The following is a 14,742-nucleotide window of genomic DNA, read 5'->3' on the forward strand; positions in this document are numbered from 1 at the left end:
AGCCATCCAACGGCAGAGGACTGATTGCCACACCCCACCAACCCGGGCGTCCGGAACATCGTGTCCCGGACGATCAAGAGCTTATGGAGGACTGACGCCTCAGCTCTGGCAGGGCGCCCCGTTCAGCGTGAACGCGGTCGGCTTCCCGTTGGCGCCGGTCCAGCTGCCGAGGAACCCGAACGACACCGAGCCGCCCGGCGCGATCATGCTGTTCCACCCGGCGTGGCGCACGCTCACCGCCGCGCCGGTCTGGGTGTGGGCGCCGCCCCACAGCTGCGTGATCCGCTGACCGTCGGGGAAGGACCACTCCAGCGTCCACGCGGTGATCGCGGTGGCGCCCCGGTTGGTGATCCGGACCTCGCCCTGGAAACCGCCCTGCCACTGGCTACCGATCGTGTAAGCGACCGCGCACGTCGCCGGCGGCACCGTAGTGGTGGTAGTGGTCGTTGTTGTTGTGGTGGTGGTGGTCGTGGTCGTGGTCGTGCTGGTGGGTCCGCCGATCTTGCTCGGGTCCACCACGCCCCAGTACGCGTCCTTGGCCTGCAACCGCGTGTCGAACAGCAACGGGTGGTCCTTGCGGGTCACCGGGAAGCTGTCCAGCCACGTGTTGTCGTCCGCCAGGCCCCACACCGTCACCGAGCTGATGTGCTGCGAGTACTTCTTGTAGAGCTCGAAGAAGTCCCGGTACCGGTAGGCCTGCGCGAGCAGCACCTCGGCGGGCGGCGTGGGGTAGGACTGGCTGTTGTCGGTGTAGATCGAGACGTCCATCTCGGTGATCTGCTGGTCGATGCCGAGCGGCACGAACTTGGCCAGCATCGCCTCGGTCTCCGCCAACGACGGCCACTGCACGTTGACGTGCATCTGGTGGCCCACCGCGTCGATCGGCACGCCCTCCGCGCGCAGCTTCACGATCAGGTCGTGCAGCTTGTCGCGCTTCGACGGGACGTTGGTGTTGTAGTCGTTGATCACCAGCCGGGCGTTCGGCGCGACCTCGCGGGCCACCCGGAACGCCGTGCGCAGGTAGTCCAACCCGGTGATCTCGAACCACTTGCTGCGGCGCAGGCCGTCGGCCTGGTTCTCGTCGATGACCTCGTTGACCACGTCCCACACCGGGATGTCCGCGCCGAAGTGGCCGACGACGCCGCGGATGTGGGCCTCCAGCCGGGACAGCAGCAGCGCCTTGTTCTCCGGGGTGGCGGTCATGTCGTTGCCCGCCGCGTCCTTGAACACCCACGCCGGGGTCTGCTGGTGCCACACCAGCGTGTGGCCGCGCACGGCCGCGCCGTTGGCCTTCGCCCAGGCGACGAGGGCCTCCGCGTCGGCGAAGCGGAAGGTGCCCTCGGTGGGCTCGGTGGCGTCCCACTTCAACGTGTTGCCGGGCGTGATCGAGTCGAAGTGCTTGGCGAGCAGCTGCCCGTGGTTGTTGAGCAGCTCCGCGTTCCCCACGGCGGCGCCCACGGCGAAGTGGTCGGCCAGCACGTCCTTCACCGACGGGATGTCGGTCTGGATCGGCGGCAGCGGCGTGTAGGAGAGGGAGAAGTCGTCGATGTGCAGGGACGCCGTGGCGCTGCCCAGCTCGACGTACGTGCCGAGGAAGTCGACGTCGGCGGCCAAGGTGTAGCTGCCGCGCAGGTTGACCCAGCCGTCCGCGGTGACCGCGGTGTCGCCCACGACCTGGTCGTAGCTCGGGGTGCCGGCGGTGCGCCGTTCGACGGACAGGCGGGCCTGCGTCGCCGCCTCACCCGCGGCCAGGCGCACCCAGACCGAGAGGTCGTAGCGGATGCCCTTCTGCACCTTCTCCAGCAGGTTCAGCGTCGGACCCTGCCAGCTCTGGGCACGTCCGGTGACCGCGAGGCTGTGCGTGCCGCCGTGGGCCACCGCGGTGCTCGGCGCGACCACCTCGCTCGCCCGGCCCGTCCAACCTTGCGCCGTGCCGTCGTCGAACGTGCTGGAGACGACGACCACGGGTTCGTCGGCGGCTGCTCGGGGGCTCGCGTGCGCCGCCAACGTGACCAGGCCGGCCAGGACCGAGGTCGCGAGCACACCGGCGAGAACTCTCCTCATCGAGAATCCCTCTTCCGTCGGACGCGTTCTGGGAGCGCTCCCAGAACATCTCGCCCGGACTATAGGCAGGCCCGCCGACCCCCGCCCAGCCGCCGTTCAGCCCAAACGCCTTGGTCGGCTCGGAACCTGCGCCGGCACATCGCGCAGCCGCCGGCCCACGGCCCCAGGTCGGTGCTCGACCAGTCCCGGCACCGCTCGAACCGGCCCGGTCGGGGCGCGAACGCGGTGGAGTGCCGCACGTCCTCGGGACGTCATCGCCCGACCGACCACGTCGGCCGCGACCGGTTTCGACCGGTCGCCGGTGGCAAACCAGGGATCGACCGCGCACCGGCCGCCAAGGGGTGGAGGAAGTCGTGTTCATCGACGAGGACGTGCCGATCCCGCTGGACGGGGTCCGCCTGGACGCCCGGCTCTCGATGCCGACCCGCCGCAGCGGCGTGGTGGTGTTCGCGCACGACGGCGGTCCGCACCCCCGAGGCGACCTGCACGTGGCCCGCACGCTCCAGCGGGAGCACCTGGCCACCGTGCTGGTCGACCTGCGCCCGGCCGGTGACCGGCCCGCGGACGTGCCCGTGCTCGCCGGCCGCCTGGCCGCGGTCGTGGACTGGCTCGCCGACCAGCCGGCGACCAGCGGCCACCCGATCGGGTTGTTCGGTGCGGGCGGCGGGGCGGCGGTCGCGCTCCTCGCCGCGGCGGAACGACCGGTCGCCGTGCGCGCCGTGGTCTGCCGGGACGGGCGGGTGGACCTGGCCGGGGACGCGCTGACCCGGGTCCTGGCGCCGACCCTGCTGATCGTCGGCGAGCAGGACGAGGACGGTGCGGCGCTCAACCGGGAGGCCGTGCGGCGGTTGCGCTCCACCGGGCGGCTGGAGGTCGTGCCGGGCGCGGATCACCCGGCCGAGGAGCCCGGTGCGCTGGACCGAGTGACCAGGCTGACCGCGCGGTGGTTCCACCGGCACGTCGGCACCGCACCGGCGATGCCACCGGCCCCCTGAACCGCGCGGGTCGAGGGCACAGCGGGCCTCGGCGAGGCCTCGACCGGCCCGCCGTGCTCGACCACGGCGGGATCACCCCTTCGGCCGTCGCGCCACGCTCGGGTCCGCCGGCGTGGCGTCGTCCTCGAACCGGACGGAGCCCACCACCTCGGTCAGGTTGGCGTAGTCCGCCGGCGGGATCGCGCGCAGCGCGCGCGCCGTGATCTCGTCGCCCCGCTCCCGCGCCGCCAGGACCAGCTCGTCCTTGGTCGCCGGGAAGTCGATCTCCTTCAGGCAGTCCCGCAGCCGTTCGCGAGTGGTGTACGCGGTCATCGCCACCTCCGTGCGTTCCTCGTCCTCGGGCGGTACCCCCGCTCGACCCCCGGAAACGTCGGGCCGGACGTGCCCACTCCCCGGTGCGGTCGTGGTCGGCTCAGCCCATGGTGGCGAGCAGCTCGCGGCACGCCCGTTCGCACGCCCGGCACGCCTCGGCGCACAGGCGGCAGTGCTCGTGCACGTTCGCGTGCGCGCCGCACTCGTCGCCGCACGACTTGCAGGCCATCACGCACGCCTCCAGCAGCGACCGGCTGATGTTCGCGTCGTAGCCGGTGTGCCGGGACAGCACGCGCGCGGTCGTGCCGCAGATGTCCGCGCAGTCCAGGTTCGTGCGCACGCACTTCGTCAGCTCCGCCACCGAGCTCTCGCTCAGGCAGGCGTCGGCGCACGCCGTGCACGCCTCCGCGCACTCGATCAGCGCGTCGATCGTCCTCGCCAGCCTGCGCCGGTCGAGGTTGATCTCCGCCGGGTAGGTCTCCAGCATCGTCGTGGTGCTCACTCGGACCACTCCTCGTCGTCGGTCCCCGTGCTCACCAGGACGTGTACCCGGTCGGGCCGCCGGCAACCGGCCGCGGCCCGGGTCAGGCGGTGATCGTGGCCGCCACGATGCACGTGTCGTCCAGCGGGGTGGCGGGCACCAGGCGCGAGGTCAGCGCCTCGGGCATCTCCGCCGGGTCCAGCTCCGCCACGAACCCCCGGATCTCCTCCATCAGGCGCTCCAGGTCGTCACCGCGGGCGCCGGCGGACGGCCGACGCTCGATCAGGCCGTCGGTGAACATCAGCACCGTGTCGCCGGGCGCCAGGAGCGTCCGCGCCGTCGCGTACACCGCTCCCCGCACCGCGCCCAGGATCGGGCCCATGGGCCGGTCGAGCCGCTGCACGTCGTCCTCCCGCAGCAACAGCGGCGCGGGGTGGCCCGCCTGCGCCCACGACAGCCGGCGCGTGGTCGGCTCGAACCGGCCCACGACCGCCGACGCCAGCGTCACGCCACCGCCGCCGGTCAGCATCCGGTTGAGCACGTCCAGGACGCCGGCCGGGTCCGGGTTGGTGAGCGCGGCCCCGGTCAACGCGTACCGCAGCTTCGCCATCGCCGCCGCGGTCGCCAGGCCGTGGCCGGCCACGTCGCCGATCGCGAGCAGCGTGCTGCCGTCGTCGATCGGGAACGCGTGGTACCAGTCGCCGCCGACCTCGGCCCACTGCTCGGCCGCCAGGTAGCGCACGACCACCCGCATCCCCGGCAGCTCCAGCGGCCGGCTCGGCAACGGCAGCACGGCCGAGCGCAGGTGGTTCGCCACCTGGTGCTCCTGCGCGAACTGCTCGCTGAGGTCGAACACCCGCTTCTCCGCCCGCCGCATCGCGGTCACGTCCTGCAGCACCACGTCCAACCGGACCGGCCTGCCCTGGACGTCCAGCACCGGCTCGCCGATGAACCGCCCGCACCGGATCTGGTCGCCGGCGCGCAGGCGCAGCTCCGAGTCGGCGCCCTCGCCGCGCTCCAGCATCCGCCGCACGGCGTTCTGCAGGATCGGCAGGTCCTCGGCGACCACGGACGCCCGGATCTCGTCCAGCGACATCGGGCCGAGCGCCGGGTCGCGGTCGAAGATGACGTAGAGCTGGTCGGACCAGTCGATCTCGTTGGTCACCAGGTTCCACTCGCCCCAGCCGATGTTGCCCAGGCGCTGCACGCTGCGCAGCCGCTCCAGCTGCAACGGGTCCTCGTGCTCGTGCCAGGCCAGGATCAGGCCGTCGCCGAACTTGCCGATGGTCAACGTGTACCGGCCGTGCTGCGGCAGGCCGGGCGTGTTCTCCTCGTAGTCGAAGATGCTGACCACCTCCCTGACCCCGGTGCGCAGCACCCGGAAGTACGCCGCCCACAGCTCGGTGCCCGCGACCGTCGGGTAGCTGGTGAGGATGCTGCGCCCGACGAGCTGCCGGTACCGGCGGCCGGAGAAGTCGACCGCGTCCGGGCTGGCGGCCTCGAACCGGAAGTCGACCACCTCGCCGTTCGCGTCGTGCACCGCGCCGAGCAGCGCCACCGAGCCCGGCAGCACGTCGAGCAGGTGCTGGACCCACAGCGTCCAGCGGCGGCCCCGCGCCGCGCCGTCGGGACCCTGGAGCGCCAGGAGCGTGGAACCGGCGGCGCCGATCATGACTTCCAGCTCCCACTGCTCCTCGGACGTGAAGTCGTGCTCGTCGGTCCACAGCAGCCCGAACACGCCGACGATGCGGGTCTGGTCCCGGAACGGCAGCCACGCCCGCGACCGCCACACCGTCTCCGGGTCGCCGATCAGGGTGTGCCGCCGGCGGGCGTCCTCCAGGTCGGGCAGCCACTGCGGCAGGCCGCTGCGCACCGACGCGAGGACGCCCGTGCTCAGGCGCAACGGCACCCGTTCCCACTCCAGCCGCACGGTGGCCGGCACGTTCGCGGCGGCCTCCAGCCGCGGCCCGCCGTCGGGTTCGAGCAGGTAGACCAGCACGCCGTCGCAGCCGACGTGCTCGCGGACGAGCTCGGCCAGCTCCTCCGGGTCGGCCGCGGTGCCGATCGCGGCGAGCGCGACCGGCTGCGGCGTGCGTTCGCCCAACGGCGCCGGCGAGGGTTCCGGGATCTCGATCTGCCGCGGGTAGCGCGCGGCGTCGTACAGGCCGTCCCCGGCCGGCGGCGGCAGACCGGGCGCGGGCGGTGGCGGCGGCACGCCGAGCACGCCGGCCGCGATGGCGGCCACTTCGCTGCCCGTCGCCTGCGCCAGCCGCACCATGTCCTCGAACGCCTCGTCGGGACGGCACGACAGCCGTTCGGCCAGGACGCCCTTGGCCTGCTCGACCACGGCCTGCCTGCGCGCAGCGGACCTCAGCCGGTCGATCTCGTCACGCTGCCGGGCGACGAGGTCGGCCAGCGCAGAACCGGTCGGATCCCGCTGCACCGCCATCGCGTCCAGCATCGCCCGCCCACCCCCGCAAGGCCAGCCGAACCGACGCGGAACCACCGTCCGCCACGCCCGGGACCACCGCCCGCCGCGCCCGGGACCGACCACCGCCCGCCACGCCAGGACCGCCGACCGCGACGCCCGGGACCGACCGCGGCCTGGCCACTCGAACGGGTGAGGCGGAGGACACTCCGGATCGGGAACAGCCGATCGCGCCCCGCGCGTTGTACGGACTGGTCGGTGCGGTCCGTGTCCCCCGGGCCTCACTCATCGCCTTCGCGGAACACCGTTCGGCTGGAGCCGCGTCGAGCCACTCGCCGAGAGGCGACCGCCGCGCCGACCCTCGAACCAGCCTCCGGCCGCTGCTCTCCCCCAGCACGGCCGGAGGCTGCCCCAACCGGCCCGTCGCTCGCGGATCCCGCAGGGCCGGCCGGTTTCCGTTCGCGCCACTCCGCCCGCCGGCGCCCTGTGGCGCACGTCACGCCGCCGTGCTGTCACAGGACCGGGGTCACCGGTGCCTTATGCGCGTCAGCACAAGGCAACAGAACGGAACGACATCGTGAGCAAGATCTGGTTCGTCACCGGTTCGTCGCGCGGCCTGGGCCGCAACTTCGCGGAGGCCGCCCTGTCGCGCGGCGACAAGGTGGTCGCGACCGCCCGCAACGCCGCGACCCTCGACGACCTCGTCGCCACCTACGGCGACGCGGTCCTCCCCCTGGAGATGGACGTGACCGACAAGGCCGCCGTCTTCGAGGGCGTGAAGCGGGCGAACGAGCACTTCGGCCGCCTCGACGTCATCGTGAACAACGCGGGCTACGCCCAGGTCGGCGCGATCGAGGAGCTGACCGAGCGGGAACTGCGCGACCAGTTGGAGACCAACCTGTTCGGCGCGGTGTGGGTCGTCCAGGCCGCGCTGCCCTACCTGCGGGAGCAGGGCTCGGGGCACATCGTCCAGTTGTCCTCGGCGGCCGGGCTCGTCGCGATGCCGCTCGGCGGCGCGTACCACATGTCCAAGTGGGCGGTCGAGGGCTTCAACGAGGCCCTCGCCCAGGAGGTCGCCGAGTTCGGCATCAAGGTGACCGTGATCGAGCCCGGCGGCTTCGCCACCAGGAACGGCAAGAACCCCGACCCCTTGGACAACGGGCACATGGCCGAGACCAGCCCGGTCTACGACGGCCTGCGCCGGCGGCTCGCCGGGCTCGTGGCGAAGCAACCCGCCGGCGACCCGGCCGCCGCCGCCCAGGCGTTGCTCAAGATCGTCGACCTCGACCAGCCACCCCTGCGGGTGCTCTTCGGCCAGGGCTTCTACCCGCTGATCCAGCAGGCCTACGCGGCCCGGCTGAAGATGTGGGAGGACTGGCAGGACCTGTCGGCCGAGGCGCACGGCCACCGCGCCGTCGAGGCGCCCTCGGCGGGAGCCTGACCGACCCCGCCCGACGCCGGTGGGTCATCCGTGACGGCGGTCCGGGGGCTGACGAGCACCCGGGGCCGCACGTCGTGGGACGGGGTCACGTACTGGGACCGCACGCCGACTGGGCCGGCCACCCGTCCGTCCACTTCGGACGGGCCTGCCGCATCGCTACCGGCCTGCCTCCGCCGACCGCTGCGCGAGCTTCGCCTCCACCGTGGCCACCAGGTCCGGGATCGTGTGCCACTGGCTCACCTCGTGCTCGCTGATCCGGACACCCACCTCCTCGCCGACGGCCTCGATCAGCTCGACCACGGTCAGCGAGTCGATGTCCAGGTCGGCCAGGGTCGCCTCGGGGGTCATGTCCTCCGGGCGGATCTTGAACTGCCCCACCAGGATGGTCCCCACGATCGCCTGGGCGGAACTCATGCCGTCTCTCCCTCTGTCCTCAACGGGTAGTCACCGGTCTTCGCCACGCTCTGGAGCACCTCGCGGACCCGGTCGAGGTAGCCGGCGACGCTCGCGTCCGCCGTCGCCGTGGCCGGGTAGCGGGCGGTCAGCCACAACCCCTCGTCGGTGCGGTGGGCCCAGAGGTTCACCTTGCTGCCGCTGGTGCTCATCCGGATCAGGGGCCGGGCGTCCCACTCCGGCCAGTGCCGGATGCCCGGCACCACCCGCATGTCGGCGAAGGAGACGAACGGGAACACCTCGGGCATCCGGCGCTCGAATTCCCGTTCGAGGCCGAGGAGTTCCGCGATCCTCGCGATCGGCACGCGGCTGAGGCGCAGCGCGTTCCTCGCGGACTCGTGCGCGGCGGGCACCACGTCGAGGAAGCCGTCCGCCGCGCCGAGGTCGACCTCGACCGGGCCCACGCCGATGTACCACCCCATCGACCGCAGCCACTCCCGCCTGGTGCGGGTGGTCGCCGGCATCACCGTCCGGTAGACCGGCTCGCCCGTGACCTGGTGGGCGACGACCGCGAGGGCGCAGAGCAGCCCGGCGAGGAACCCGCCGCCCGCGTCGCGGCACGCCTCCTCGACCGCGTCGGCCTCCAGCGCGTCCAGCAGCAGCACGTCCTGCTTCGTGTGCGGCAGCACGTCGCCGTCCGCGACACCGAGGTCGAGCGGGAACCGCAGCAGCCGGTCACCACCGGCCTCGATGAACCGGGCCCACTCCCGGACGGCCGGGTGGTCGGCGTCGACCTCGCGGGCGGCGGCCCGCTCCGCCACGCCGTAGTCCACGTAGCTGCCGACCCCGTGGTGCTCGACCGGGCGCCCGGCGGCCACGGCGGCGTACAGGTCCTGCCACTCCCCGACGGCGGTCATGATGGAGAGCCCGTCGGTGTGCGCGTGGTCCATCCCCACGACGACCGTGGTGGAATCCGCGCGCTCCACGGTCTCCACCACGTAGCTGGGCCAGCTGAACGCGCCCGTCGCGTCGTCGATGCGCTGCTGGAGGCAGGCGCGGAGGTCGTCGTCGCTCGCGAAGTCGCCGACGACCACGTCCTGGACGGACACCGCGGCGGGGTCGACGGTGACGCGCTCCGCCTTGGCCCCCACCACGTGGAACCCGCTGCGCAACGTCTCGTGCCGCTCCACCCACGTGCGCACCGTCTCGCGGAACGCCTCGACGTCCAGCGGCCCGGCCAGCTCGAACCTGAACCCCATCCAGTGCGGGACCCAGGCGCCGCGCTCGGCGAGCGAGGAGACGAACCTCAGGTGCCATTCCTGGTTGTAGGACAGGGGTGTGCCGCGCTCGACCGACCGTGCCGCTTCCCGAAAGGGCGCATCATCCAGCGACCACTCCCTGAGCCGACCAGGACGCACGCGGTACTCAGAGAGCGTCGTCATCAGCATGCCCTTGATCAGCTCCCTTTGGTGGCCGGTGAAGGGCACAGCCTTCACCCTGGGCCCGCGGGCGTCGATCCCTCGTGAGCGTGACGGGCTTGCACTTTCGAGTGATCACGATCGGTGACGTCGACCGCCCCGCAGGCGCCGCACGACGTGCCGGGCATCAGGGCCGACGCCGCGCAAGGTGGCCGAAGCCAAGGTGCGCTGCCATTCCAGGCCCACGTAGCCCAGTCCTTGGTGCTTTGTGGACAGTCCATCACGGTGCAGTGGCCGACCGTCGGGGTCCAGCGCCCCCATCGCCTCCAGGTATCCCAGGCCGGGCCGGTAGCCGGTGGCCGGCACGATCGCGTCCACCGGCTCGCGGCGGCCGTCGGCCCACGTGACCGTGCCGCCGTCCAGACCGGTGAACACCGGCCTGCGGTCCGGGCGCCCGGCCTCGATCGCGGCCCGGTAGGCGCCGGCGTCCAGCACCGGCGTGGAGAACTGCGGAGGCAGCCACCGCCCGATCGGCGCGCGGTCCACCCCCGTCACCCGCCACCACCAGTGCACGTCGCGCCCGAGTGGGCGCTGCGGCACGAACTTCACCGGCTGCCGGCTCGCCACCGTGACCCGTGCGCGGGACGCCAGCTCGACCGCGATCTGCACCGCGGAGTTCCCCGCGCCGACCACCACGACCCGCTTGCCCTCGAACGGCGCCGGATCGCGGTACTCCGCCGCGTGCACGACCGGCCCGGTGAACCGGTCCAACCCCGGCAGCGCCGGCCGGTGGGGCGTGCCGAAGCCGCCGGTCGCCGCGAGCACCCGGGCCGCGCCGAGCCGCCGACCGTCCGCGAGCAGCACCTCGAACCCGCCGTCACCCGCCACGACCTTCGCCACCCGGCACCCCGTGCGGACGTCGACCTGGAGCCACTCCGCGTACCGGGCGAGGTAGTCGACCACCTCGTCCCGGTGCGGGTACCGCTCCGGGTCACCGCCGAACGCCAACCCCGGCAACGAGCTGAACCGCGCCGGCGAGAACAGCGTCAGGCTGTCGTAGTAGCCGGCCCACGACCCCACCGGCCGCTCCCCCGCCTCCAGGATTACCGGCCGCCCGCCCGCCGCCTTCACCGCCCACGCGGCCGCCAACCCGGACTGGCCACCGCCGATCACGACCCACTGATCCATCGACATACACCGATAGTATCGGAGATTCGCGAAATGACGATACGTCTGCGATCCTGGAGCCGTGGCCGATCTGGGCGAGACCTCACGCCTCTTCCTCAAAGCCCTGGCCAGCGAGACCAGGCAGCAGCTCATGCTGGCGTTCACGGGCAACACCGAGCTCACCGTCGGCGAGGTCGCCGCACGGGCGGGCATCGCCCACTCCACCGCCTCCGAGCAGCTCTCCCTGCTGCGCCAAGGCGGTCTGCTCACCGCCCGCCGCGACGGCAAGACCGTCCACTACCGCGCGCACCCGGCCGGCATCGCCACCGCGCTCGCCGAGCTCCAGGCGTACCTGGCGACCTGCTGCCCACCCCCGGACTGAGCCGGCGCGTCAGCTGTACGCCTTCGCTTGGAGCGCGAACAGCTCCGCGTAGAGGCCACCGCGGGCGGTGAGCGCGGCGTGGTCGCCGGTCTCCACCACCCGGCCGCCGCCGACGACGACGATCAGGTCGGCCATGCGCACCGTGGAGAAGCGGTGGGACACGAAGACGGTGATCCCGCCGGTGCGGGCGGCGACCCGTCTCGCGTGGTCGGCGTACCGCTGGAACAGGACGTGCTCGGCCTCCGGGTCCAACGCGGACGTCGGCTCGTCCAGCACGAGGAGCAGCGGGGCCTCCCGCATCATGGCCCGGCCCAGCGCCAGCTTCTGCCACTGGCCGCCGGACAGCTCGGCGCCGTCGGCGTAGCTCTTGCCCAGCCGGGTGCGCAGGCCGTCGGGCAGGTCGTCCAGCACGCCGGTGGCGTCGGCGCGCTCCAGGGCCGCGCGGACGGCCGGTTCCGACGACACCCGGGGCAGGTCGCCGAGGCCGACCACCTGCTGGGCCGCGAACTCGTAGCGGACGAAGTCCTGGAAGCCGGCCGCGATCCGCGTGCGCCACTCGTCGACCGGCACGGCGCGCAGGTCGACGCCGTCGACCAGGATCCGCCCCTCGGTCGGCCGGTAGAACCCGCAGAGCAACTTGACCAGGGTCGACTTGCCCGCGCCGTTCTCGCCGACGATCGCGACGGTGGCGCCGGCGGGCAGGTGGAGGTCGACGTCGCGCAGCACGGGGACGTCGGCGCCCGGATAGGCGAAGCCCACCCCGGCGAGGTCGATGCCCTCGTGCAGCCGCCGCGGCGGCGGGGAGTGGCGGGGCGGAGCGGGGTCGGCGGCGGTCACCGACGCGGCGACCTCCGTGAGCCGGCGGTACGCCCCCGCCATCCGCTGCAAGTCCTGCAGGAGGGTGACCGCCGTGGCGACCTGCTGGTTGACCTGGGCGGCGAGCACGATCACCAGCACGACGTCGCCGACGCCGCGCCGGCCGGCTATCGCGTCGCGCACCACGAGCAGCACGCCCGCGACGTAGGCGAGCGCGAAGACGACCTGCCCCGCCGCGCGGGCCCACGTCGCGGTCAGGTGCGCGCGCCACAGCCCTCGCGTCGCCTGCTCCCACAACCGGCCGTGCCGGGCACGCAGCTCGTCCCGCACCCCGGACACCCTCAGCTCGCCGGCCAGGCGGGCGGACGTGGCCAGGTGGAACAGGTTGAGCGCGGTCCGGGTCGGCTCCGCGGTCGCCGTCCGGGCGCGGTCGAGCACCCGCTCGGCCAGGCGACCGGCGAGCAGGGGCGGCACGGCGGCCGCGGGCAGCAGCAACAGCAGCGGGTTCTGCACGGCGAGCAGGACGGCGGTGAGCACCACGGCGAGGACGAGGCCGACACCGTTGAGCAGCGCTTCGAGACCGGTCCGGAACTGCCTGCCCTCCTGCCGCAGCACGGTCCACGTGTCGGCGTGCTCGGCCCGCTCGTGGTGCTCGATGCCGGCGGAGGCGTTCGCCACCTCGATCACGCGCTCGTCGAAGTCCAGCTCCGCCAGCTCGGACAGCTCGTAGTAGGCCAGGTGGGCGAAGTGCGCGAAGGCCAGCGCCGTCACCGCCAGCACCGCCACCGCCACGCCCGCGAGCACCGCGGACCCGACCTCGCCCGCGACGACCTCGCGGGTCATCCACCCGAGCGCGGCGGCCAGCAGCGGAGCGGCGACGGCGCCGGCCGTCATCAGGACCACCGCCAGCGCCGTCTTGCGCGGGTTCAGCCGCCACGCCGTGGCGATCATGGTCCACGCGCCGGTCAGGAGGACCTTCACCCGGCCACTCCCTCGACCACGGCGCCCGCCGCGCCGACGAACCGGTCGGCCTGCAACCGGAACAGCTCCGCGTAGCGCCCGTCGAGGGCCAGCAGCTCCGCGTGGCCGCCCTGCTCGGCGACCCGGCCGTCCTCCAGGACGACGATGTGGTCGGCGTGCCGCACGGTGGAGAACCGGTGGGAGATCAGCAGGGTGGTCGCGCCGGCGGCCAGGCCGGCGAACTCCTCGAAGAAGCCGGCCTCCGCGCGCACGTCCAGGCTCGCCGTCGGTTCGTCGAGCACGACGACCCGCGCGCCGTGGCGCAGCGCGAACAACGCCCGAGCCAGCGCGACGCGCTGCCACTGGCCGCCGGAGAGCTCCGTTCCGCCGGTGAGGTGCCGCGCCAGCGGCGTGTCCAGCCCGAGGGGCAGGCGGTCCACGGCTTTGCCGAGGCCGACCGCGTCGAGCACTTCGCGGATCGCGTCGCGGTCGTGCAGGGAACCGACGGCGCCCAGCCCGACGTTGTCGGCGACGGACGACTCGTACCGCACGAAGTCCTGGAAGATCACGCTGAGCCGGGCGCGCCACTCGTCGACCGGGAAGGCGCGGAGGTCGACGCCGTCGAGCGTGATCGTGCCCGAGGTCGGCTCGTAGAGCCTGGCGAGCAGCTTGACCAGGGTGGTCTTGCCGGCGCCGTTCACGCCGACGATGGCCGTGCAGCGGCCGACCGGGATCGTCAGGTCCAGCCCGTCGAAGATCGCGCGCCGCTGCCCGGGGTAGCGGAAGCAGACCCGCTCGAACCGGATGGCGCCGACCGGCTCGGGCACCGCGGGCCGCCGCACGGCCGCGGGCTCCTCCTCGTGCGCGTCGACGTGCTCGGCGAACCGCCGCACCGCGTCGTAGGCCCTCATGCCGATCGCGGTCGGCAGGTCCGCCTCCGGGTAGTGCTCGGCCAGCCGCAGCAGGCCGAGGGTCGCGGTCGCGACGAGGACGAACCCGGTGAGCGTCAGCTCGTGCGCCGTCGCGCCGACCACCGCGAAGACCACGCCGGTGACCGCGAGGGCGGCGACCGAGAACCGGACGAACGGCCACAGGTAGATGCGGCGGCGTTCGGCCCAGAGGGGTTCGAGGAAGCGGTAGTGGGTGTCGCGCAGGCGTTGCCGCAACCAGCCGGCCAGGCCGAAGACCCTGATCTCCTTGGCCGCGGCGGCGCCGCCGGCCAGCTCCCGCAGGTAGTCGATCTCCCGCTGGTCGGCGGCGAGCAGGGACCGGGTCCTGGCGTACCGGCGCAGCCCGCCGCGCTGGCCGTGGCGGAACAGCAGCACGGTGACGACCAGCGCCGCCGCGGCCGGCCACGAGAACACCGCCCCCACCGCGACCGTGCAGCCGACGAGCTCGGTGTAGCGCGCGATCAGCGCGAGCAGTCCGGTGGCCGCCCGACCGGGGCTCTGCACGCCGAACTCCACCTCCCGCGCGGCGGTGCGCAGCGCGTCCAGCGCCTCTTGGTCCTCGAGCGGGCCGAGGCCGGGGCTGCGCAGCGACGCGGCCATCAGCTCGTCGAACACCCCGCCGTCGATCCGGCGCGTCACCAGCTCGCCCAGGGCGCGCTCCACCGGCGAGAGCAGCTGCCGGGCGACGAACGCGCCCGCCGCGACGCCGAACACCGCGACCAGCGAGTCCCACGCGGCGGAGTCCGGCCCGCCGGCCACGGCCGCCGGCACGCGTCCGAGCACCACGGCCGTCGCCACGGTGAACACCACCGGGAGGCAGCCCAGCAGCAGGTTCACCCCGACCTGCGCGGCGACCAGCGGGCCGCCCGCGCGGGGGAGCAGGCGGGCGATGTCCCGTCGTGCGGCGAACTGCTCCCGCGCGACGTCCCACATGC

General features: G+C 73.4%; 12 protein-coding genes. 3 read left to right on the top strand and 9 right to left on the bottom strand.

The window, feature by feature from the left end; genetic code table 11:
* Positions 1 to 99: 99 nt before the first annotated feature.
* Positions 100 to 2,064: an endo-1,4-beta-xylanase gene (locus ACZ7GX_RS23660; RefSeq protein ID WP_498779571.1), complete on the bottom strand. Its 1,965-nt coding sequence runs from the start codon at positions 2,062 to 2,064 to the stop codon at positions 100 to 102.
* Positions 2,065 to 2,417: 353 nt separating this feature from the next.
* On the opposite strand from ACZ7GX_RS23660, the gene ACZ7GX_RS23665 reads away from it, so the two are divergent.
* Positions 2,418 to 3,059, top strand: coding sequence for a dienelactone hydrolase family protein (locus ACZ7GX_RS23665; RefSeq protein WP_498779572.1), 642 nt, complete (start codon positions 2,418 to 2,420; stop codon positions 3,057 to 3,059).
* A 72-nt stretch (positions 3,060 to 3,131) separates the two neighbouring features.
* Here ACZ7GX_RS23665 and ACZ7GX_RS23670 read toward each other — a convergent pair whose 3' ends face one another.
* The 3 genes from ACZ7GX_RS23670 to ACZ7GX_RS23680 form a co-directional block, all read right to left on the bottom strand.
* Positions 3,132 to 3,371 carry a DUF2795 domain-containing protein gene (locus ACZ7GX_RS23670; protein WP_498779574.1) on the bottom strand — a complete coding sequence of 80 codons (240 nt, stop codon included), beginning with the start codon at positions 3,369 to 3,371 and terminating at the stop codon, positions 3,132 to 3,134.
* Positions 3,372 to 3,471: 100 nt separating this feature from the next.
* On the bottom strand, positions 3,472 to 3,873 hold the full coding sequence (locus tag ACZ7GX_RS23675) for a four-helix bundle copper-binding protein (RefSeq protein ID WP_498779575.1): 402 nt from the start codon (positions 3,871 to 3,873) through the stop codon (positions 3,472 to 3,474).
* An 82-nt stretch (positions 3,874 to 3,955) separates the two neighbouring features.
* The gene (locus tag ACZ7GX_RS23680) at positions 3,956 to 6,313 is read right to left on the bottom strand and encodes a SpoIIE family protein phosphatase (protein ID WP_498779576.1); all 2,358 of its coding nucleotides are present in this window, start codon (positions 6,311 to 6,313) and stop codon (positions 3,956 to 3,958) included.
* A gap of 544 nt (positions 6,314 to 6,857) precedes the next feature.
* Here ACZ7GX_RS23680 and ACZ7GX_RS23685 point away from each other — a divergent pair.
* A complete protein-coding gene (locus tag ACZ7GX_RS23685; protein WP_498779578.1) occupies positions 6,858 to 7,721 on the top strand; it encodes an SDR family NAD(P)-dependent oxidoreductase in 864 nt (287 codons plus the stop codon).
* A 156-nt stretch (positions 7,722 to 7,877) separates the two neighbouring features.
* Here the strand turns inward: ACZ7GX_RS23685 and ACZ7GX_RS23690 are convergent, their stop codons facing one another.
* The 3 genes from ACZ7GX_RS23690 to ACZ7GX_RS23700 all read right to left on the bottom strand — a co-directional run bounded on the left by ACZ7GX_RS23690 (position 7,878) and on the right by ACZ7GX_RS23700 (position 10,720).
* Positions 7,878 to 8,135 (bottom strand): acyl carrier protein, encoded by a 258-nt coding sequence (locus ACZ7GX_RS23690; protein ID WP_498779579.1) that lies wholly within the window; start codon positions 8,133 to 8,135, stop codon positions 7,878 to 7,880.
* Positions 8,132 to 9,556, bottom strand: coding sequence for a condensation domain-containing protein (locus ACZ7GX_RS23695; RefSeq protein ID WP_498779580.1), 1,425 nt, complete (start codon positions 9,554 to 9,556; stop codon positions 8,132 to 8,134). The genes ACZ7GX_RS23690 and ACZ7GX_RS23695 overlap by 4 nt, the downstream gene beginning before the upstream one ends.
* A gap of 111 nt (positions 9,557 to 9,667) precedes the next feature.
* Positions 9,668 to 10,720 carry a flavin-containing monooxygenase gene (locus ACZ7GX_RS23700; protein WP_498779721.1) on the bottom strand — a complete coding sequence of 351 codons (1,053 nt, stop codon included), beginning with the start codon at positions 10,718 to 10,720 and terminating at the stop codon, positions 9,668 to 9,670.
* Positions 10,721 to 10,781: 61 nt separating this feature from the next.
* On the opposite strand from ACZ7GX_RS23700, the gene ACZ7GX_RS23705 reads away from it, so the two are divergent.
* Positions 10,782 to 11,081 carry an ArsR/SmtB family transcription factor gene (locus ACZ7GX_RS23705; RefSeq protein WP_498779581.1) on the top strand — a complete coding sequence of 100 codons (300 nt, stop codon included), beginning with the start codon at positions 10,782 to 10,784 and terminating at the stop codon, positions 11,079 to 11,081.
* A 9-nt stretch (positions 11,082 to 11,090) separates the two neighbouring features.
* Here ACZ7GX_RS23705 and ACZ7GX_RS23710 read toward each other — a convergent pair whose 3' ends face one another.
* Complete coding sequence (locus ACZ7GX_RS23710) at positions 11,091 to 12,878, bottom strand: ATP-binding cassette domain-containing protein (protein ID WP_498779583.1); 1,788 nt, start codon at positions 12,876 to 12,878, stop codon at positions 11,091 to 11,093.
* Positions 12,875 to 14,740 carry an ABC transporter ATP-binding protein gene (locus ACZ7GX_RS23715; protein ID WP_498779585.1) on the bottom strand — a complete coding sequence of 622 codons (1,866 nt, stop codon included), beginning with the start codon at positions 14,738 to 14,740 and terminating at the stop codon, positions 12,875 to 12,877. Before ACZ7GX_RS23715 ends, ACZ7GX_RS23710 begins: the two co-directional genes overlap by 4 nt.
* Between the last annotated feature and the right edge of the window lie 2 nt (positions 14,741 to 14,742).

Source organism: Actinosynnema sp. NPDC037264 (assembly GCF_055603705.1).

Excerpts from the sequence above, each read along its gene's own strand:
- ACZ7GX_RS23700 (WP_498779721.1), bottom strand. The coding sequence starts at position 10,720 with ATGGATCAGTGGGTCGTGATCGGCGGTGGCCAGTCCGGGTTGGCGGCC.
- ACZ7GX_RS23660 (WP_498779571.1), bottom strand. The coding sequence starts at position 2,064 with ATGAGGAGAGTTCTCGCCGGTGTGCTCGCGACCTCGGTCCTGGCCGGC.
- ACZ7GX_RS23680 (WP_498779576.1), bottom strand. The coding sequence starts at position 6,313 with ATGCTGGACGCGATGGCGGTGCAGCGGGATCCGACCGGTTCTGCGCTG.
- ACZ7GX_RS23695 (WP_498779580.1), bottom strand. The coding sequence starts at position 9,556 with ATGACGACGCTCTCTGAGTACCGCGTGCGTCCTGGTCGGCTCAGGGAG.
- ACZ7GX_RS23715 (WP_498779585.1), bottom strand. The coding sequence starts at position 14,740 with ATGTGGGACGTCGCGCGGGAGCAGTTCGCCGCACGACGGGACATCGCC.
- ACZ7GX_RS23690 (WP_498779579.1), bottom strand. The coding sequence starts at position 8,135 with ATGAGTTCCGCCCAGGCGATCGTGGGGACCATCCTGGTGGGGCAGTTC.
- ACZ7GX_RS23670 (WP_498779574.1), bottom strand. The coding sequence starts at position 3,371 with ATGACCGCGTACACCACTCGCGAACGGCTGCGGGACTGCCTGAAGGAG.